Raw genomic sequence first — 18,367 nt, 5'->3', positions numbered from 1 at the left:
CTTGCTCGGGCGTCAGGTCTCGCATGGGCAACAGGTGGGCGCGGCCGCCGATTGGACGCGCGAGGCGTCGGCGGGCCTCCGGGGAGCGGTGCAGGTCTGACATGGCCCCCCCGCTCATCGGATGCAACGGCGGCCACTCAGGGCGCGGTCATCGCTCCGGCAAGGTTGGACCCTGGCAAGAGCGGAGCGAATTGTAAATCGAGGGGCGGTTTGTGAGGTGGCGCCGCACGGTGTGTGCATGTCTCGTTCTCCATGTTCTGATCAATGAGAGAACGCAACATAACCAGCCCGATGACTGGCGGGATATAGGAATAGTCTGAAATTCCGTTAAATCTTAGCAGTGCTATGCCTACGGCATCGAATGCGACTATCCGCGAGCCAAGCGGTGCGCGCCCCACATCACGAGCGCGGCCAGCACGAGTGCGCCATAAGGCAAGACCTTGCGCATCGCGCCCATCGCCATCGTGATGCTGGTGCCGTTCCACGCGCCAAACGTGGCGGTCGCGAGATTGCCTTGTGCATCGTGGCCGAGCGGCAAGAGCGGGATGAGATTCGACATCGGCACGTCGCCGGTGATAAACGGCACGATGCCGACTATCAAGAGCGGCGTAAGCGATGCAATACCAAGACACCAAGCGCACGGCCGACTGCTCCGTGCGCTCAACGTTTGCTGCATATCAAGCGTCATTGCGTTCCCGCCAACCAGCTATTGACCCGGTCGGGGTGCGCCGCGATCCATGCATCCGCGGCGGCATCAGGCTTCGTGCCGACTTGAGCCGCCAGCATCACACCGTCGATCTCACCCGGCTTCCATTGAAACTGCTTCAAGAACGCCACCACCGGTTTGGCTTTCGTCTCCAAGTCCGGGTTGACGACATTGTCCACGTGCTCGGCTTCGCCGTAGACCTTCTTCGGATCGTCGAGGAACTTGAGCTTCCACTTCGCAAACATCCAGTGCGGCGCCCAGCCCGTGACGATCACGGGTTTATCGGCATGCATCGAGCGCGCGAGTTCCGCTGTCATCGCGGTGCCCGAGCTCGGCATCAGTTGATAGTCGAGCTTGTAGGCCTTGATCGCATCCGCTGTCTTTGCCATCACGCCCGCGCCTGCGTCGATTCCCACGATACGTCCGCCAAATTCGGACTTCTGAGATTCGAGATCGGCGATGCTGTTCGCTTTCACGTCGGCGGGCACGATCAAGCCGATTCTAGCATCCGTAAAATTTGCACCGAGGTCGACGACCTTCGTCTTGTACTTGTCCCAATACGCACCCTGTGTCACGGGCAGCCACGCGGACAGCGTCGCGTCGAGGTCGCCGCGCGCGACGCCCTCCCACATCATGCCCGCCGCGACCGGAACGATCTGCACCGGATAACCCAGGCGCTTTTCGATGATGCGTGCGGCCACGTTGGTCGTCGCGACGCTGTCGTCCCAGCCTTCGACATAGCCGATCTTGATCGTCGGTTTCGTATCGGCAGCCACGGGCAGCACCGTGACCAGCGCGGCGCTAAGCGCGCCGCAAAGCAGCAGTTGCTTGAGAAGTTTCATCGTGATCTCCTTGTCGTCGACGGTGCCGGCGTCATGCCGGTGATGTCAGGATGATCAGCCAGAAATCGGCGGTAAGTCCGGATTGCGACATCGTCTTGTCATTGCGCGACCCGATCTTTCCCTTGCTTATTTGTCGATGATCAGATCGCTGAGCGGCTTGCTGCAGCAAAGCAGCACCATCCCTTGATCGATCTCGCGCTGACGAATGCCGCCGTTGTGCTTCATATCGACCTGGCCCGACACGAGCTTCACCTTGCACGTGCCGCACATGCCCTGCGTGCACGATGCCGGCAGGCGCACGCCCGCTTGCCGCGCTGCGTCGAGCACGGGCTGGTCGCTGCCGCATTCGATGTCGCGCCGGCTCTTTGCGAACGTCACGGCGAAGCGCGCAACGGTCTGCGGCGTGCCGTCGGGCGCGGTGCGAGCGGTGTCGTGCGCCGCCTCGCTCAAGGCCTGCGCCGCCGATTCGGCCGGCGTGTCGAACGAAAAACGCTCTTCGTGATAGCGGCTGCGATCGAAGCCGGCTTCGTCGAGCAGGTCTCGAACCGCTTTCATATACGGCGCCGGACCGCACGTGAAGATCTCGCGCTCCATGAAGTCCGGAGCCGTCAGCTTGAGCAGCGGCAACGTCAAAAAGCCCGTGATTCCAGGCCAATTCGTGCGCGCCCCAACCCGCTCGCAGACAAACGACGTGCGGAAATTGACTTGATTGGCCGCGATCAGATCGAGTTCTCGCGCGAAGACGATGTCGTCGGGGGTTCGCGCGCTGTGCACGAACACGATGTCGCGATCCTCGTTGAGTTCGTGATGCGCGCGGCTCATCGACATCAGCGGCGTAATGCCCGATCCCGCCGAGAGAAACAAATACTTGCCCGCCGGATGTCGGGCGCACGTGAATTCGCCCGCAGGCCCGAGCACGCGCATCGCCGTGCCCGCCTGCAGATGGTCGTGCAGCCAGTTCGACACCTTCCCGCCCGGCACGCGCTTGACCGTGATCGAAATCGTATGGGGCCGCGTGGGCGCCGACGAAATCGTATAGCAGCGATTGACCGTTTCGCCGTCGATCTCGAGTTCGAGCGTGACGAACTGCCCCGGCTCGAACGCGAACGCGCGGCTTTCCGGCGACGTGAAGAAAAAGCTCTTCACGTCGTGCGTTTCCTGACGCACCTGGCAGCAGACGAGCGTCTCTTCGACGTCGCTCGTCCAACGTTCCGGCAACGCGCTCCAGAATCCGGGCCGCGTGAGCCGGCTGCCGGCGGGCTCGAAGGTCTCCCCGTCTCGCTTCATGGTCCACTCCGGCATTCGCTATGCGTCGATCTGCGCAGCCACGCGACCGATGTACCAATCGCAGAACTTCTCGACAAGGCCTTCGGTGTACGGCGAATAAGGCCCCGGTTCATAGGCGCTGCTTGTTGCGCCGCGCTGCGAAAATTCGACGAGCGCGCGATCCTGGTCGTTGGTCGCGTTCCACACCGCCGTGAGGTTCCTGACGTCATAGTCGACGCCTTCTTGCGCGTCCTCGTGCACGAGCCATTTCGTGCGCACGAGCGTCTCGCCCGCGGACAGCGGAATCACCGAGAACGTCACGATGTGGTCGCTCATGAAGTGGTGCCATGAATTCGGCTGCGTCCAGAACGACAGGCCGCCAAGGTCGGCGCGCTTGAACTCGCCGAGCAGCTTCTTCGAGGCGACCTTCGCGTCGAGCGTCTGCGATTCGCCGCAGCGATCGAGCGGCAGCCGCTGCGTGCGAAATCCCGTCACGTCGCTCAAGCGATCGACTTCCACCGAAGGCAGGTCCATCGCCTCCCACTGCGCGGCGCGCTCGATACAAGTGCGCTCGAATGCGGCCAGCCCGTCCGCGTTGGCCGGCGACGGTTGATAGCCGAAGCCGTACTCGTAGAGTGAAACGGTCAGCTCGGGATGGTTCGCAACGCAGTGGTAGCACTCGCGATTGTTCTCCATCGTCAGCTTCCAGTTGCCTTTTTCGAGGATGTCGATCTGGGCCGCGATCTTGCAGTTCGACAGGTCGTGCGGCAGCAAGTACGGCTCCATCGCCGCGCGCATTACGTCGAAGTCGACAGGCGGTTCGTCCGCGAGGCAGACGAAGATCAGCCCCGCGAGGTTCTGCACGTGAACGGACTTCAGGCTGTGCCTGCAGCGGTCGAACTGCTCGCCCATGTGCTCGGCAAACATCAATTGGCCAGTGAGGTTGTAAGTCCAGCTGTGGTACGGGCACACGATGTTGCCGACCGAGCCCTTGTCGTCATTGCACAGGCGGGCGCCGCGATGGCGGCAGACGTTGTGAAACGCGCGGATCTGCATGTCGTCGTCGCGCACGATCAGGATCGAATCGCGGCCGAGCTCGACGGTCATGTAGTCGCCCGGCTCGGGAACGTCCGGCTCGACCGCGACTTGAATCCAGTGCTTGCGAAATATCGCTTCCATGTCGAGCGCGAAAATCTCGTCGCTCGTATAAAACGGCGCTTCGAGGCTGTAACCCTTTTTGCGCCGGTCCACCAGCGCGCGAATGTCTGCCGATACCTTCATATCGTTGGCTCCGGATTCAGTACGTCTCAGTGCGTACGCGCCTGATGAGGTACAGACGCGTCAATAATCGATGAGTTGATGCTCGCGCAAATACGCGAGGATCACTTGTGCTTTTTCGACCGAACTCCCGTCAATTACGACGCTGCCGCCGCGGCTTTCCGTCGTCGTTGCGGACAGCATCCGGGCGTGCCCGGAGCGCTTTTCCGCGGCAGCAAGCTTCACGGGCTTACGTTCGGCGCGCGCCACGCTCCACTGGGCGGCTTCGCTGTCCTTCTGCATCGCGGTCGGGTTCGTCACGATCGACCCCGCGCGCAAACGGGCGTACGCGTAACGCGGGGCGGCGTTGGCGAGCGGGTGCACGGCCACGACCGCGGGCAATGCGGCGTCGACGCGCCTGCGCAGTCCCTTCGGCAAAAATTGCCGAGCTGCGGCACGGCCGTTGTCGACCGATACGTCGACCGCCGAGCCGATCAACGGATAGCCGAGCGCAGCGGCGAGACGATAAGGCAGCATGCCGGTGTCGTACGCGCCCTCGGCTCGCGTGCCGGTCAGCACGAGGTCGCAGCCTTGCACGCGCTTCGCCAATGCCGGGACGGCATCGTCGCCGTCGCTGCATGCGAGCACATCGATGCGCTCGGCGCCGAGCGCGAGGTAGTCGGTCAGCGCCGGATTCGACGGATCGCCTGCGTGCACGACGTCGAGTGCGGCTTGGCAAGTCTTGGCGAGCGTGCGTGCGATTTCCAGCGCGGCAGCATCGTTGCGGCTAAAGCGCGCCGCGCCGCTCACCGGGTGGCTTCCGACCGACACCAGCACCGCGATCCGTTTCAGCGTTCCTGTGCCGTTCATGCGGCGACTCCTTCGTTGGGGGAGACGGTGACGGCTTCGGAAGCACTCGAGCTCGCCGCATGCGCTGCGCGAGCGCGCCGGACTTCGTCGGTAAGCGCGGCGATGGTCGTCTGCGCGTCGCCGATCACCGTGAGGTTCGCGCGCTTCACGATCGGCGCACTGCCGTCGAGATTCACTGCGATCACGTGCCGGCAATCCTTGATGCCCTGCAGGTGCTGGACTGCACCGGAGATACCCAATGCGATATACACGCTTGCGTCGACGGTTTTACCGGTGGCCCCGACCTGTTTGTCGCGCGTGAAGCTGCCGTTGTCGACCGCGACCCGGCTCGCCCCGATCGCCGCGCCGAGCACGCCGGCGAGCGTTTCGAACGCCGCGACGTCGCTCACGCCGTTGCCGGCCGAGACGATGAAATCGGCCTCTTCGAGCGCGACCTGTGCGGCGTCGATTTCCTCGATGCCGAGATCGCGGTACGCCGGACTTTCGGCGCGAATCGTTTCCTCGCCGATCAAGCGCACGCGTTCGCCTGCGCCGACGAACGGCAGTTTTGGGTCGACCGCATTCGGTGCAAGCAATATCACCTCGGGAAGCCTCCGCGTCGCGAACGATTGCTTGGCATTGGCATAGACGCCGACGTGCGCCGCGTCGATTTCCAGGACATGCGTCGCGATGCTGGCGCCCGCCTGTGCCGCGTAACGGCGCCCCACATCGCCGTCGCCCGACACGCTGTCGGGCATGACGATGTGCACGGGCGCCATGCTTGCGACGCAGGCTTCGAGCGCCCGCAGTGCCGGCTCGGGCGCGAACGCGCGACGCTCGAGCGCGGGCAACTCGATGACTTTGTCCGCGCCGAGCGCCGCCGCGTCGTCCTTCAACTCGCCGAGTACGAGCAGCGCGACTTCGGTGCGCGAGTCCGCAATCAGCGCAGCGGCGGCAACGGCTTGCCGCGCGTGCTCGTCGAGCGAGCCGCGATCGCTGTACGCGACCGCCAGCACGACCCGCTCGACAGCAACCAGCGGGCGGCGCGGCTTGACGCCCGGTCCGTGCGCCGTCTTCGGCACATCGCCGGCTGCCGCACCCGCAACCGCTTCCACGCCGAGCGCGATGCGCCTGAGCCCTGCCGCCGTGATCGTGAACGGGCGACGCGGATCGATTCTTTTGATGGGATTCATGGCCTCACTCCAGCGCGCCGGCGACGAGTTCCGCCACGTCCAGCACTTCAGGACGCGGACCGACCACGCCCTCCAGCATCGCCGTGCAGTTCGGGCAGCCGACCGCGACGACTTCCGCGCCTATCGCACGAGCGTCCGCGATCCGGATATCGGGAATCCGCTGCTTGCCGGGAATATCGGTCAGCGGCGCGCCCCCGCCGCCGCCGCAGCAGCGCCCGCGCATGCCATGCCGCTCCATCTCGACCACCTGGATGCCGATCGACTTCAGCAGCTTGCGCGGCGCTTCGGTCTCGCCGTTATAGCGGCCCAGATAGCACGGGTCGTGATAGGTCACGCGCTTGGCGCGCAGCGCGGCCGCGGCGCTCGGCGAGAGCTTGCCTTGCGCGACCAGCTCCGCGATGAAGCTCGTGTGATGCCGGACCGCATAGCGAGCGCCGAGTGCGCGGTATTCGTTGCGCAGGCTGTGCATCACGTGCGGGTCCGCCGTGACGATCTGCTTGAAGCTCAGTTGATCGAGCGTGCCGATCAGGCGTTTCGCGAGGCGCTGGAACGTCGCTTCATCGCCGAGGCGCCGCGCGACGTCGCCCGTATCGGTCTCGACGCTGCCGAGCACGGCGTAATCCACGCCGGCACGGTTCAACACCTTGACGAGCGCACGCAGCGTGCGCTGATAGCGCATGTCGAACGCGCCTTCGCCGGCAATCAGCAGCACGTCGACGGGCTTGCCCGGTTGCGCCGCCGGCGCGTTCAGGTCGACCGCCCAGTCGTAGCGCGCCGCGATGTCGTAGCCGCCCGCCGAGCCCGTCTCGCGCAAATTGGCGAGCACGTCGGCGCCCTTGCCCGGCACTTCGCCGTGCACGAGGGTCTGGTTGCGGCGCATGTCGACGATCGCATCGACATGCTCGATCAGCATCGGACACTCCTGAACGCACGCGCGGCATGTCGTGCACGACCAGAGCGTTTCGGCTTCGATCAAACCGGCCACGATCGGACGCTGCGGATCGCCGCCATGCTTGCCGAGCGCGATGCCCGGCGTAGGGCTGCCCGCGTACGCCGCGTCCGTGCCGCCGACCATGCCCGTCACGAGATCCTGAATCAGCTTCTTCGGATTGAGCGGCTGCCCCGCGGCGAAGGCCGGACACGCGGCCTCGCATTTGCCGCATTGAACGCAAGCGTCGAAGCTCAGCAACTGGTTCCAGCGGAACTCGACGGGCTTGCCCACGCCGTATTCGTTCGCATCGAGCGCGGGGAGCTTGAGTGCGGTCGGCGGCGTCGCGTCGGCGGCGGCACGCACTTCGCCGGACGCACGGAAGCGCTCCTGTCGCGGATGAAACGCCAGGTGCAGCAAACCGGCGAGCGCATGCTTCATCGGACCGCCCCGCGCGGCCCCGACCGTCATCGCAAACGCGCCCGCCGCAATCAACAGCGCGAAGATCACCGCGAGAGAGCCCGACATCGCAGACGCGGGCACCGTGACGAACAGCACGAGGCCAAGCGCGAACGAGCCGAGCAGCCAAGGCAGCGTCTTCCACGGACCGCGCGACAGCCGCGCCGGCACCCCCTTCGCGCCATGCCGGCGACGCCACACGAAGCCCGCGCCGATCAGCATCGCGAGGGCCGCGAGGACAATCAGCTTGTCGAGCCACGGCGAATAAATCGCGAGCCCGTAGTTGACGAACACGAGCGCGAACGCGGCAATCGCACCGCCCGCCGTCGCGACGTGCGTACGGGCAATGTACGGATCGCGTGCGACCACGTGGTGCAGATCGACGAAATAGCGCTTCGGGATCGCGAAGACGTTCGTCCATCCGAACGCGCCCGCCGCGGTGGCGCGCCCCAGCCGCCAATAGGACGCGCGGCGCACCAGCGCAAACGCCAGACCGGCGACCGAAACCCACAGCAACGCGGTAATGACCAACGCCGGGCTCATGGTCAAAAGTCCTTGCAAAGGCGCAGCGCGTCGTAGATCGCGCCGTGGATGTTGTGCATCGAAATGCAATCGCCGACGCGGAACAGCAGGAAGCGGCCGTTGCCGAGCGGCTCCGCGAGCGACGGCTGCGGCTCGGCGGCGAAGAGCTTGTGCACGTCGACCTGTCCGCGGTTCACGGATTCGGGCTTGAGCTTCCAATAGAGGGTGTCGTTGGGCGCGATGCCGTTCTCGATCACGACTTGATCGACCGCACGCTCCTCCTGCTCCTCGGTGTACTCGTTGCGCAGCACGGCGATCTTCTTGCCGTCCTCCTCATAGACGCGATCGAGCCAATAGTTCGGCGTGTGGATCACGCCCTGCGCGTAGAGACGGCGATAGAAAATCGGGAACGTCGTGCCGCCGACGTCGTCGGCCACCTTGACGTCGGGCGTCACGATCTCGACCTTCGAGCCGCGGCTCGAGATGAAATCGGCGACGCCGGCGCCCGCATGCGTGCTCACGCCGTCGTAGACGAGCACGTTCTGCTTCGGCTCGACGCGCCCCGAGAGCAGGTCCCATGAGCTGACCGCGAGCCCCTCCTCGACGCCCCACGCCGGCACCTGGTTCGTGAAGCTCGAACCGCCCGTCGCAAGCACGATGATGTCCGGCTGCTCCGCGAGAATCGTCTTTTCGTCGGCCGCGACGCCGAGGCGCCGGTCGACGCCGATGCGCTTCGTCTCCATGTCGAACCAGCGGACGATGCCCGCCATCTGCTCACGCTGCGGCGCCTTCGCGGCCAGCAGAATCTGTCCGCCGACTTCGTTCTGCATTTCGAACAACACGACGTCGTGCCCGCGCAGACGCGCGACGCGCGCCGCTTCGAGCCCTCCCGGCCCCGCGCCGACCACCACCACTTTGCGCTTCGGCCCGCGCGACATCTCGATCACGTGCGGCATCGTCGCTTCGCGCGAAGTCGCGGCGTTCTGCACGCACAGCACGTCGAGGCCGTTGTATTGGCGGTCGATGCAATAGTTCGCGCCGACGCACTGCTTGATCTCGTCTTCGCGCCCGTCGCGGATCTTGACGACCATGTGCGGGTCGGCGATCTGCGCGCGCGTCATGCCGACGAGATCGACCATGCCGCTCGCAAGCAGCCGCTCGGCCTGCCCCGCGTCGCGAATGCTCTGCGCGTGCATCACCGGCAGCTTGACGACCGACTTGATGCCCGCCGCGAGGTGCACGAACGGCTCGGGCGGCAGCGCCATCGGCGGCATGCAGTTGGCGAGCGTGTTGTGCGTATCCGCGCCGGAGCCGATCACGCCGAGATAGTCGATCAGCCCGGTTTCAGCCATCGCTTGCGCGATCTCTTTCAGTTGCTCGTGATCGAGGCCGTCTTCGTGGAATTCGTCGCCGCACATGCGCAGGCCGACGCAGAAATCGGGGCCTGCCGCTTCGCGCACCGCGCTCAGCACTTCGACGCCGAAGCGCAGCCGGTTCTTCAAGCTGCCGCCCCACTCGTCCGTGCGAAAGTTCGTGCGCGGGCTCCAGAACTGATCGATCAGATGCTGGTGCGCGGCGGAGATCTCGATACCGTCCATTCCCGCTTGCCGCACGCGCTTCGCGGCCGCCGCGAAATCGCCGATGATGCGGCGGATTTCCTCGACCTCGATCGTCTTCGCGTTGCCGCGGTGCACCGGCTCGCGCACGCCCGAGGGCGTCATCAAATGCGGCCAGTGCTCGCCATGAAACGCCGAGCGGCGGCCCATGTGCGTCGCCTGGATCATGATCTTCGCGCCGTGCCGGTGCATCGCCTCGGCGAGCCGGTTCAACGGCTCGACGATGCGGTCGGTCGCGAGGTTCACCGACTTCCACCATCCCTGCGGGCTGTCGATCGACACCGGGCTCGATCCGCCGCACACCGCAAGGCCGACGCCGCCCTTCGCCTTCTCCTCGTAGTAGCGGATGTAGCGATCGCCGGGCAGGCCGCCCGGCTCGGCATACACCTCGGCATGCGCCGTGCTGACGATACGGTTGCGCACCGTGAGCCGGTTCAGCGTCAGGGGTTTGAACAGATGGGGATAGCGCATCTCAGCCTCCCGCCGGTCCGCCCCAAGGGAGGCTGACGCCCCCTCGGGGGGAGCGTTGCATGGGACCGGAGTAAGCGCTAAAGCGCCAACTCCGGTCGACAGCGAACGATAGTGAGCGTGGGGGACGTTTCATTTTCGACCTCGAACGTAGTGCTCTTTTGACGTGTCATCGAGCGAGCGGCGAAACTTCGAACACGCAATGATCGTGGCCTTCGGCCGCGCATTGCACCTCTTTCGATTGCGAGCGCGGCGCGGGCTTGGCGCTGCCGCTCATGCTGCTCGTGTCGTTCACCCAGTCCATCGCGCCTGCAAACCAGCCGGCGAACAGGTAGCAGAGCTTGCCGTGCTTGCCCGGCTGCGCGAGCACGAACGACGAATGGCGCAGCTCGATGCGCGCACGCGCGCTCGCCGGATCGGCCTCGACGATCTTGAAGAGGCCCCAGCCGCGTTGCGACAAGCGCTTCAAGTAGTGCTCGAAGACCGCCATGCCGCTGATGCCGTGCTGCTTCGACTCTTTGTCGCACCAGTGGTACGCAGACTTGTAGCCGGCCTGGTAGAGAATCTCGGCATACGCTTCGCGGCCGAGCGCTTCCTCGACTGCCGTGTGGTTGTTGGTGAAGAAATGACGCGGCACGTACAGCATCGGCAGCGCGTCGGTGGTCCAGACGCCCGTATTGGGATCGACGTCGATCGGCAGTTGCGGTTGCATCGAATGACTCCGTGGGGTGGCGGCTTGATTGATCGTTTCTGCTTGGCTTGCGCTTGCTCTGATGCTCAAGCGCCCCAAACGTCCTTGAAAACCCTCACCCAGTTCTCGCCCATGATCTTGCGGATGCGGGTCTCGCTCCAGCCCGCGCGCTCCATCGCCGCGGTCAGGTTCGGAAACTCGCCGATCGTGCGGATGCCTTCGGGGTTGACGACCTTGCCGAAGTTCGTGAGGCGGCGGTAGCGGCCCTTGTCGTGCGTCAGCCAGTCGAAAAAATCGACGCTGAAGCCCTGCGTGAAATCGGTGCCGATGCCGACCGCGTCTTCGCCGATCAGATCGACCACGTAGCCGATCGCTTCGATGTAATCGTCGATGGTGGCGTCGATGCCGCGCTTGAGGAACGGCGCGAACATCGTCACGCCGACAAAGCCGCCGGCATCCGCAATCTCTTTCAATTGCTCGTCGCTCTTGTTGCGCGGATGCTCCTTGAGCCCCGACGGCAGACAGTGCGAATAGCAGACCGGCTGCTTCGAAAATGCGATCGCTTCCGACGACGTCTTTCCGCCGACATGCGACAGATCGACCATGATGCCGACGCGATTCATCTCCGTGATGACTTCGCGGCCGAAATCCGACAAGCCGCCATCTCGCTCATAGCAACCGGTGCCGACGAGGTTCTGCGTGTTGTAGCAAAGCTGGACGACCCGCACGCCCATGTCCCGGAACGCCTCGATGTAGCCGATGTTGTCCTCGAACGCGTGCGCGTTCTGAAAGCCGAAGATGATGCCGGTCTTGTTTTCCTGCTTCGCGCGCAGGATATCGCCGGTCGTGCGCACGAGCGTGAGGATCTCGCTGTGCTCGCGAATCTGCTGTTTCATGAGCGCGATGTTGTCGACCGTCTTCGTGAAGTTCTCCCAGACCGACACCGTGCAGTTCGCGGCCGTGATGCCGCCCTTCCTCATGTCTTCGAATACCGAGCGGTCGAACTTCGAGATGTTCAGGCCGTCGATGATGATGCTGTGCTCGTGCAGGGTGCTCATCGAATTCTCCAGGCGTTCTTGCGGATGGTCGGGTTGGCGTGCGCGTGGCGAGCGTATCGTCGTGCGGGTCAGTCAATCGGGAACCGTTCGCACAGCGCGAAGATTTCGCGGCGCACGCGCTGCTCGGCTTCTGCGTCGCCTTCCGGGTGCTTGCGCAGCGCGTCGAACACTTCGAGGATCAGGCGCCCGACCCGGCGGAACTCGTCGACGCCGAAGCCGCGCGTCGTACCGGCCGGCGTGCCGAGACGGATGCCCGACGTGACGGTCGGCTTCTCGGTGTCGAACGGAATGCCGTTCTTGTTGCACGTGATGCCCGCGCGTTCGAGCGCCTGCTCGACCTGCGTGCCCTTGAGTCCCTTCGGGCGGAGGTCGACGAGCAGCAGGTGGTTATCGGTGCCGCCCGTCACGAGATCGACGCCACCGTCCTTGAGCACAACGCCCAGCGCCTCGGCATTGCCGAGCACGCTGTCGATATAGGTCTTGAAGCCCGGTTGCAACGCCTCGCCGAACGCGACCGCCTTGCCGGCGATCACATGCATCAGCGGACCGCCTTGCAGCCCCGGGAACACGGCGGAGTCGATCTTCCTCGCGATCTCCTCGTCGTTGGTCAGGACAAAGCCGCCGCGCGGACCGCGCAGCGTCTTGTGCGTGGTCGACGTGACGACGTGCGCGTAGCCGATCGGATTCGGATGCCGCGCCGCCGCGATCACGCCCGCGATGTGCGCCATGTCCACCATCAGCTTCGCGCCGACGCTATCGGCGATCTCGCGAAAGCGCGCGAAGTCGAGCACGCGCGGATACGCGGAAAAGCCCGCGATAATGAGACTCGGCTTGTGCTGCTGCGCGAGCGCTTCGATTTGCGCGTAGTCGATCCGCAGCGTCTCGCGATCGACGCCGTACTGCACCGCGTTGAACCACTTGCCCGACAAGGCGGGCTTCGCGCCATGCGTGAGGTGGCCGCCTGCATCGAGCGACATGCCGAGCACCGTGTCGCCCGGCTTCGTGAGCGCGAGCATCACCGCGCCATTGGCTTGCGCGCCCGAATGCGGCTGCACGTTTGCATAGCGTGCGCCGAAGATCTGCTTCACACGTTCGATTGCGAGCGTTTCCACCTCGTCGACATATTCGCAGCCGCCGTAGTAGCGCTTGCCGGGATAGCCCTCGGCATACTTGTTGGTCAACACGGAACCTTGCGCTTCGAGCACGGCGCGCGACACGATGTTTTCCGACGCGATCAGCTCGACCTGCGACTGCTGCCGCTCGAGTTCCCTCAGCACCGCGCCGCGCACCGGCGCATCGCGCTCGGCAAGAGTCTGCGTAAAGAATGGAAGCGTGTTCGACATAGTGGGTCCGTGGGTAGTGGGTGGAGCACACCCGCTTGCAGCCAGGCTTGCGGGCTCTCGTACTTGACGGCTCTATTCTTGTCGTTCGCTTTTTGGGCCGATTTACGATTTCAGACGCTTTCTTGGTCTTTTCCGCCATCGAAGTCCATTTTCGACAAGTGACCGGTCGTGCGGAATGGCTCACCGCGCGCCACCGATCTCAGCTTTCAAACGGCTATCAGCGCGCGCACAGTGCAGCACGCGGCAACAAACTAGGGTTAAGCCGTATGGCACGCTTGTTGCCGCGGAATCCACAATAAACGAGCCTTTGTCCCCGCATCGGCAGCAATAATCCAGATTCGAAGGAACGCCTCTCCATGTCGCCCGAGCGAACTGCGTCGCTGTCTCACTTCGCCTTCATGCCCTTGCCGAACTTCACCATGATCGCGTTCACGAATGCGATCGAAGTGTTGCGCATGGCTAACTATCTGAGCGGCGAACCGCTGTACCGTTGGTCGGTCGTGAGCCCAGAGGGCGGGCCGGTGACAGCGAGCAACGGGTTATCCGTCGATACCGGCCCCGTCGAATGCCTCGGCAAGCCTGACATCGTGTTCGTCTGCGGCGGCATCGACGTGCAGCGCGAGACGGCGCCCGCCCATTTGTCCGCGCTGCGGCGCTTCGCGCGCGAGGGTGTCGCGCTCGGCAGTCTTTGCACCGGCACTTATGCGCTCGCCAAAGCGGGGCTGCTCGACGGCTATGCGTGTGCGATTCATTGGGAAAACATGTCGGCGCTAAAAGAAGAATTCCCGGGCACGCGTTTTCTGAAAGAGCTGTTCGTGGTCGACCGCGACCGCGTGACCTGCACGGGCGGCGTCGCACCGCTCGACATGATGCTCAACTTGATCGCCGCGCGCGTGGGGACCGCGCGCGTCACGCAAATCGCCGAACAGTTCATCGTGGAGCACGTGCGCGATACGAGCGCACAGCAGCGCATGCCGCTCGTCGCGCGCCTCGGTTCGGCGAACAAGTCGCTGTTCGAAGTGATTGCGCTCATGGAGAACAATATCGAGGAGCCGCTCTCGCGCGAGGAACTCGCCCGGCTCGCGAACATGTCGCAACGGCAGTTGCAGCGACTATTCCGCGAGCATCTCGGGATGACGCCGACGCATTACTACCTCACGCTGCGTTTGCGGCGCGCGCGGGAACTGCTGCTGCAAACCGACATGTCGATCATGCACATCACGATGGCCTGCGGCTTTCAGTCCGCCTGCCATTTCAGCAAGAGCTATCGCGATGCGTTCGGCACTGCGCCGACGAGAGAGCGGCGCCGGCAGGTTGCGCCGCTTGCGCCTGCGGCCGCTGCGCCTATGTTGCCTGCGGGGATGACGGGCGGTGTGCTGATGCACGCCTAGGCTGCGCGATCAGGGCGCGTTTGAACGGCTATTCGCCTTGCGCCTGGCATTCCGTCCGAACCCGCTTAGACGCAAACCCTCTGCTACAAAGATCGAGCGTACAGCTTCCATGTGCCCAAGCTGGAGGGTCCACGCGCGTTCGAATCATTGAATTAGCGGCCCATTTGCCTTCATTTCTTCGCATAACCGGTACCGGCCATAAGTATTATCAAGCCTTGTCGGCATTTCGCCGTCCTGTCCTGCCGAGTATTTTTTTGAAAAGCAAACGTTTGCTTACGTGACAAATACGTGACAAACGTTCTGCTATCGCCTCCCGGTACTGACATGACTGCCACTGCCAACAATCGATACGGAACCGGGTCACATTGCGTTCCAAGTCACCCCCTCGTCCGGTGGCGTCCCTCCAGAAAGCCACCCTACCTTTGGAGTTCTCATGCTGCAATTTATCAAGTCTCTGTCGCGCGATGAGCGCGGTGTGACAGCACTCGAATACGCAGTGCTCGCGGGGATCGTAGTGGTTGCTCTTGTGGCGGTCGGCGTCATTTTCACTCCCGGCATGACGGGCATATTCCAAAACCTGGTGACCAAAGCTACGGCTGCCGCCGGCTGATACACGTCTCTAACCGGCGCTGTGAGCGCGGGGCTGGCCTGGCGTCGAAGACCGCCGGGCTCTGCTCCCGCGGGCTCTTATGGATCTCGCCCCCATGCTTTACGCTGTCAAGTCGGCTACGTGCGTCGTGTTGGCATCGTTGGCAATGTTCGATATTTGTTTTCGACGTTTGCCCAACCGCTCAATCCTGCTCGTTGCGCTTCTCTATCTGGTCGATGCGGCTCTCGCGCGCCCGAGTGTCGCGTCGGTTGCGGTCCACCTGGGCACTGCTGCAGGCGCCTTTGCTCTGTTCGCCCTGTTGTTCCGGTTCGGGTGGATGGCCGGAGGCGACGTCAAGCTGGCCGCCGCGGTCTTCCTGTGGGCAGGGCCCGCTTTCGCTTTACCGGTTTTGTTCATCGTGTCGTTGTGCGGAGCGGCACTCGGCCTGACGGTGCTTGGGATCGCCCTGTTCCACGGGCGCAGTCGGCGCCTTGACCGCGCGTCGTTGCAGTCAGTCCGGATGGACGGTGTGCCATATGGCGTTCCCCTTGCGATTGGCGGCGTTGCAGCCATTTGGCTGCCCGTGCTGACCTCGCTCCAATTGACTTGATGGCCCCCAGGTTTCGGCAATGCCCAGACTCTTCAAGACGATCCTCCTAGTGCTGTTCGCCGCCGTCGGCGCAGTCGTGTTCCGCGCGCTGTTCGTCGCCGCTTCACAGCCACGCGCGCCGCGGCCGCCGGCAATGGATCGCGTGCGCGTCGCTGCGGCAGGACTGCCCGAAGGACTGTTGCTGCGCGACAGCGACCTCGCATGGAAAGACATGCCTCGCGCGCAAGTCCCGCCAGGAGCGCTGGTCAAAGCAGAGGCTGGGGACGGGCACGATACCGATCTGAAAGGCGATGTGTTACGCCACGCCGCAAGCGCGGGCATGCCTCTGGGCGCCGGTGACGTGATTTCTCCTAATGCACCTGGCTTTCTTGCTGCGGCGTTGAAGCCCGGGATGCGCGCCACTTCCGTCGCGATCGACGACGTGTCGGGGAACGCCGGTCTGATTCAACCTGGTGACTACGTCGACGTGCTGCTGACGCAGCAGCTCGGCGGTTCATCCGGTTCGCTGAACTCGCTACGCGAGGTAGAGAGCGAGACGGTGGTTAGCCGCGTTCGCATCCTTGCAGTCGGGTCAGCCTTTCAGCGACCGAAAGAGGATGCCGCCGAGCCGAAAACGCGAGCACGAACGGTGACGTTCGAAGTGACGCCGCATACTGCGGAGGTCATTGCTGTCGCGACGCACCTAGGTTCCTTATCGCTCGCGCTGCGCAGCTTTGCAACGAGCGACCGCAACGCCCCCGTGGCGGGCACCGAAACGTTACCGCAAACGCCGCCGGTGTGGGCGGGTGATGTTTCTCGCGCCTTGCGCGCGGCGCCCCCCGAGCGTGGGCCTGCGCGCGACGCAGCGACGGGCGCGCGGCCGCGCGCCGTGATCGTCTATCGCGGATCGCAGGCGTCCGCCGCGCCGGACGATTCGCGGCCAGGGGGCGGCACGGGTGCGGCACGCCGTGCGCCGGATTCGCCGATGTCCGTCGGTGCCGCGCAGCCGACACAGTTGGCGCAACAGCCGACTCCTCAACGCTGATGCTTCGTGGCGGCCTTCAGTGGCCAGCCCGTGTTCGACAGCAGGGTGCCGTGTGGCATGTCGTCTATCCGGTACTCCGACAGGAAGGATCCATGTTTCATTGTGTTCATTCGATATTCCGCCTGCGTCCGATGCTCCTGTTCGGGCTCGGCATCGCGCTGATGCACGGAGCGTTCGCCGCCGCCGTCGGTCCGTCGCCGTCGGTCGCGGACGGCGACGCAGCATCGTTATCGATCGCGGCTGGCGGCGGCGAAATGCTGCGCTTGCCCGAGCCGGCGGTCGCAGTGTTCGTCGCGGACCCGGATGTCGCCGATGTGCACGTGCCCTCGTCGCAAACGGTATTCGTGCTCGGCAAGAAGGCCGGCACCACGACGTTGTTCGCGCTCGGCCCGAACAATCGGACGATCCTGCGCAAGACCATCGTGGTCAGCGCCGATACGGTTTCGCTGCAACGTATGATCGACGCCCGCTTCCCTCGATTCCAGCTGACCGTGAGCGGCGCGCCGGGCTCGCTGATGGTAAGCGGCCAGGTGCCGAGCGCGGCCGACGCGGACGCGGTGGTCCAGTCGCTTACGCCTTATCTTCACGATAAGGAAACCGTCGTGAACCGAATGACACTGTCCCGCCCGATTCAGGTCAATCTGCGAGTGCGCATCACCGAAGTGGATCGTAACGTCACTCAGCAACTCGGCATCAACTGGAGCGCGCTCGGTAGCAGTGGAAACTTCTTTGGCGGGCTCTTCAGCGGAAATACTGTGTTCAGCACGGCCACCAGCATCGCCGGCGGCATAGTGGGCGCCGCCACGGGGAACGCCAGTACCGCCAACGGGGCGACCTCAGGGGCCTTTTCCATCCTTGGCGGCTTTCACACGTCTCATCTGGGCATCGACGGCGTCCTCAACGCGCTCGACCAGGAAGGCCTGGTGACGCTGCTCGCCGAACCGAACCTCACCGCCATGTCGGGCGAAACCGCCAGCTTCCTGGCGGGCGGCGAATTTCCGATTCCCGTTCCACAGGGGGGAGTGAACAACACGATCACGATCGAGTTCAAGCCGTATGGCGTATCGCTCGACTTCACGCCGACCGTGCTCGCCGACAACCGGATCAGTCTGAAAGTGCGACCGGAAGTCAGCGAGATCGATACGACCAACAGCATCACGACCGGCGGCATCACCGTTCCCGCGTTCACCGTGCGCCGTGTCGACACGACGGTCGAACTGTCGAGCGGGCAAAGCTTCGCGATCGGGGGGCTGCTCCAAAGCAACACCAGCGACGTACTTTCCGAGCTTCCCGGTTTGGGAACGCTTCCCATATTGGGCAAGCTGTTTTCGTCGAAAAACTATCTGAACAACAAGTCCGAGCTGGTGGTCATCGTCACGCCGTATATCGTCCAGCCAGCCGATCCGGGCCGCCTGCGGCAATCGATCGATACTCTGACGCGGCCCAGCAGCGATATCGAGTATGTGCTCCAGCACGCGCTGGGACTCGATCCCTTGTCCGGCCGGCGGCCACGCCTCGTCGGCGCCGCTGGCTTCGTCTACTGATCTCGGAGGAA

Annotated in this window: 15 protein-coding genes and 1 pseudogene; 5 read left to right on the top strand and 11 right to left on the bottom strand. The window is 64.2% G+C overall.

Going from position 1 to position 18,367, the window contains the following annotated elements:
• Positions 1-445 precede the first annotated feature (445 nt).
• The 11 genes and pseudogenes from J3489_RS31650 to J3489_RS31600 form a co-directional block, all read right to left on the bottom strand.
• A pseudogene (locus tag J3489_RS31650) lies at positions 446-688 on the bottom strand (amino acid permease); the annotation flags it as partial.
• A complete protein-coding gene (locus J3489_RS31645) occupies positions 685-1,548 on the bottom strand; it encodes a glycine betaine ABC transporter substrate-binding protein (protein ID WP_207004763.1) in 864 nt (287 codons plus the stop codon). The pseudogene J3489_RS31650 and the gene J3489_RS31645, both read right to left, overlap by 4 nt.
• A 126-nt stretch (positions 1,549-1,674) precedes the next feature.
• Positions 1,675-2,835: an FAD-binding oxidoreductase gene (locus J3489_RS31640; protein WP_207004762.1), complete on the bottom strand. Its 1,161-nt coding sequence runs from the start codon at positions 2,833-2,835 to the stop codon at positions 1,675-1,677.
• Between the two features lie 18 nt (positions 2,836-2,853).
• Positions 2,854-4,095 (bottom strand): aromatic ring-hydroxylating oxygenase subunit alpha, encoded by a 1,242-nt coding sequence (locus J3489_RS31635; RefSeq protein ID WP_207004761.1) that lies wholly within the window; start codon positions 4,093-4,095, stop codon positions 2,854-2,856.
• A 60-nt stretch (positions 4,096-4,155) separates the two neighbouring features.
• The gene (locus tag J3489_RS31630; RefSeq protein WP_207004760.1) at positions 4,156-4,941 is read right to left on the bottom strand and encodes an electron transfer flavoprotein subunit beta/FixA family protein; all 786 of its coding nucleotides are present in this window, start codon (positions 4,939-4,941) and stop codon (positions 4,156-4,158) included.
• Complete coding sequence (locus J3489_RS31625) at positions 4,938-6,113, bottom strand: electron transfer flavoprotein subunit alpha/FixB family protein (protein WP_207004759.1); 1,176 nt, start codon at positions 6,111-6,113, stop codon at positions 4,938-4,940. The genes J3489_RS31630 and J3489_RS31625 overlap by 4 nt, the downstream gene beginning before the upstream one ends.
• Positions 6,114-6,117: 4 nt before the next feature.
• Positions 6,118-8,043 carry a (Fe-S)-binding protein gene (locus J3489_RS31620; protein WP_207004758.1) on the bottom strand — a complete coding sequence of 642 codons (1,926 nt, stop codon included), beginning with the start codon at positions 8,041-8,043 and terminating at the stop codon, positions 6,118-6,120.
• A 2-nt stretch (positions 8,044-8,045) separates the two neighbouring features.
• Positions 8,046-10,109 (bottom strand): oxidoreductase, encoded by a 2,064-nt coding sequence (locus J3489_RS31615; RefSeq protein WP_207004757.1) that lies wholly within the window; start codon positions 10,107-10,109, stop codon positions 8,046-8,048.
• 166 nt (positions 10,110-10,275) lie between these two features.
• Complete coding sequence (locus J3489_RS31610) at positions 10,276-10,818, bottom strand: DUF5943 domain-containing protein (protein WP_207004756.1); 543 nt, start codon at positions 10,816-10,818, stop codon at positions 10,276-10,278.
• Positions 10,819-10,883: 65 nt separating this feature from the next.
• On the bottom strand, positions 10,884-11,855 hold the full coding sequence (locus J3489_RS31605; protein ID WP_207004755.1) for a dipeptidase: 972 nt from the start codon (positions 11,853-11,855) through the stop codon (positions 10,884-10,886).
• A gap of 68 nt (positions 11,856-11,923) precedes the next feature.
• Entirely contained in the window at positions 11,924-13,198 is a 1,275-nt protein-coding gene (locus tag J3489_RS31600) for a serine hydroxymethyltransferase (protein ID WP_207004754.1), read from the bottom strand.
• A 317-nt stretch (positions 13,199-13,515) separates the two neighbouring features.
• Between J3489_RS31600 and J3489_RS31595 the strand changes: the two genes are divergently transcribed.
• The 5 genes from J3489_RS31595 (at position 13,516) to J3489_RS31575 (ending at position 18,356) form a co-directional block, all read left to right on the top strand.
• Entirely contained in the window at positions 13,516-14,589 is a 1,074-nt protein-coding gene (locus J3489_RS31595) for a GlxA family transcriptional regulator (protein WP_374193508.1), read from the top strand.
• A 433-nt stretch (positions 14,590-15,022) separates the two neighbouring features.
• A complete protein-coding gene (locus J3489_RS31590) occupies positions 15,023-15,199 on the top strand; it encodes a Flp family type IVb pilin (protein WP_207004752.1) in 177 nt (58 codons plus the stop codon).
• Positions 15,200-15,293: 94 nt separating this feature from the next.
• Positions 15,294-15,788 carry an A24 family peptidase gene (locus tag J3489_RS31585; protein ID WP_207004769.1) on the top strand — a complete coding sequence of 165 codons (495 nt, stop codon included), beginning with the start codon at positions 15,294-15,296 and terminating at the stop codon, positions 15,786-15,788.
• A 19-nt stretch (positions 15,789-15,807) separates the two neighbouring features.
• A complete protein-coding gene (gene cpaB, locus J3489_RS31580) occupies positions 15,808-16,812 on the top strand; it encodes a Flp pilus assembly protein CpaB (protein WP_207004751.1) in 1,005 nt (334 codons plus the stop codon).
• A 161-nt stretch (positions 16,813-16,973) separates the two neighbouring features.
• A complete protein-coding gene (locus J3489_RS31575; protein ID WP_207004768.1) occupies positions 16,974-18,356 on the top strand; it encodes a type II and III secretion system protein family protein in 1,383 nt (460 codons plus the stop codon).
• Positions 18,357-18,367 lie beyond the last annotated feature (11 nt).

The organism is Trinickia mobilis (assembly GCF_017315705.1).
GTDB lineage: Bacteria > Pseudomonadota > Gammaproteobacteria > Burkholderiales > Burkholderiaceae > Trinickia_A > Trinickia_A mobilis.
The sequence above is the reverse complement of the archived record's forward strand: the minus strand, read 5'-3'. Positions and strand labels throughout refer to the sequence as shown.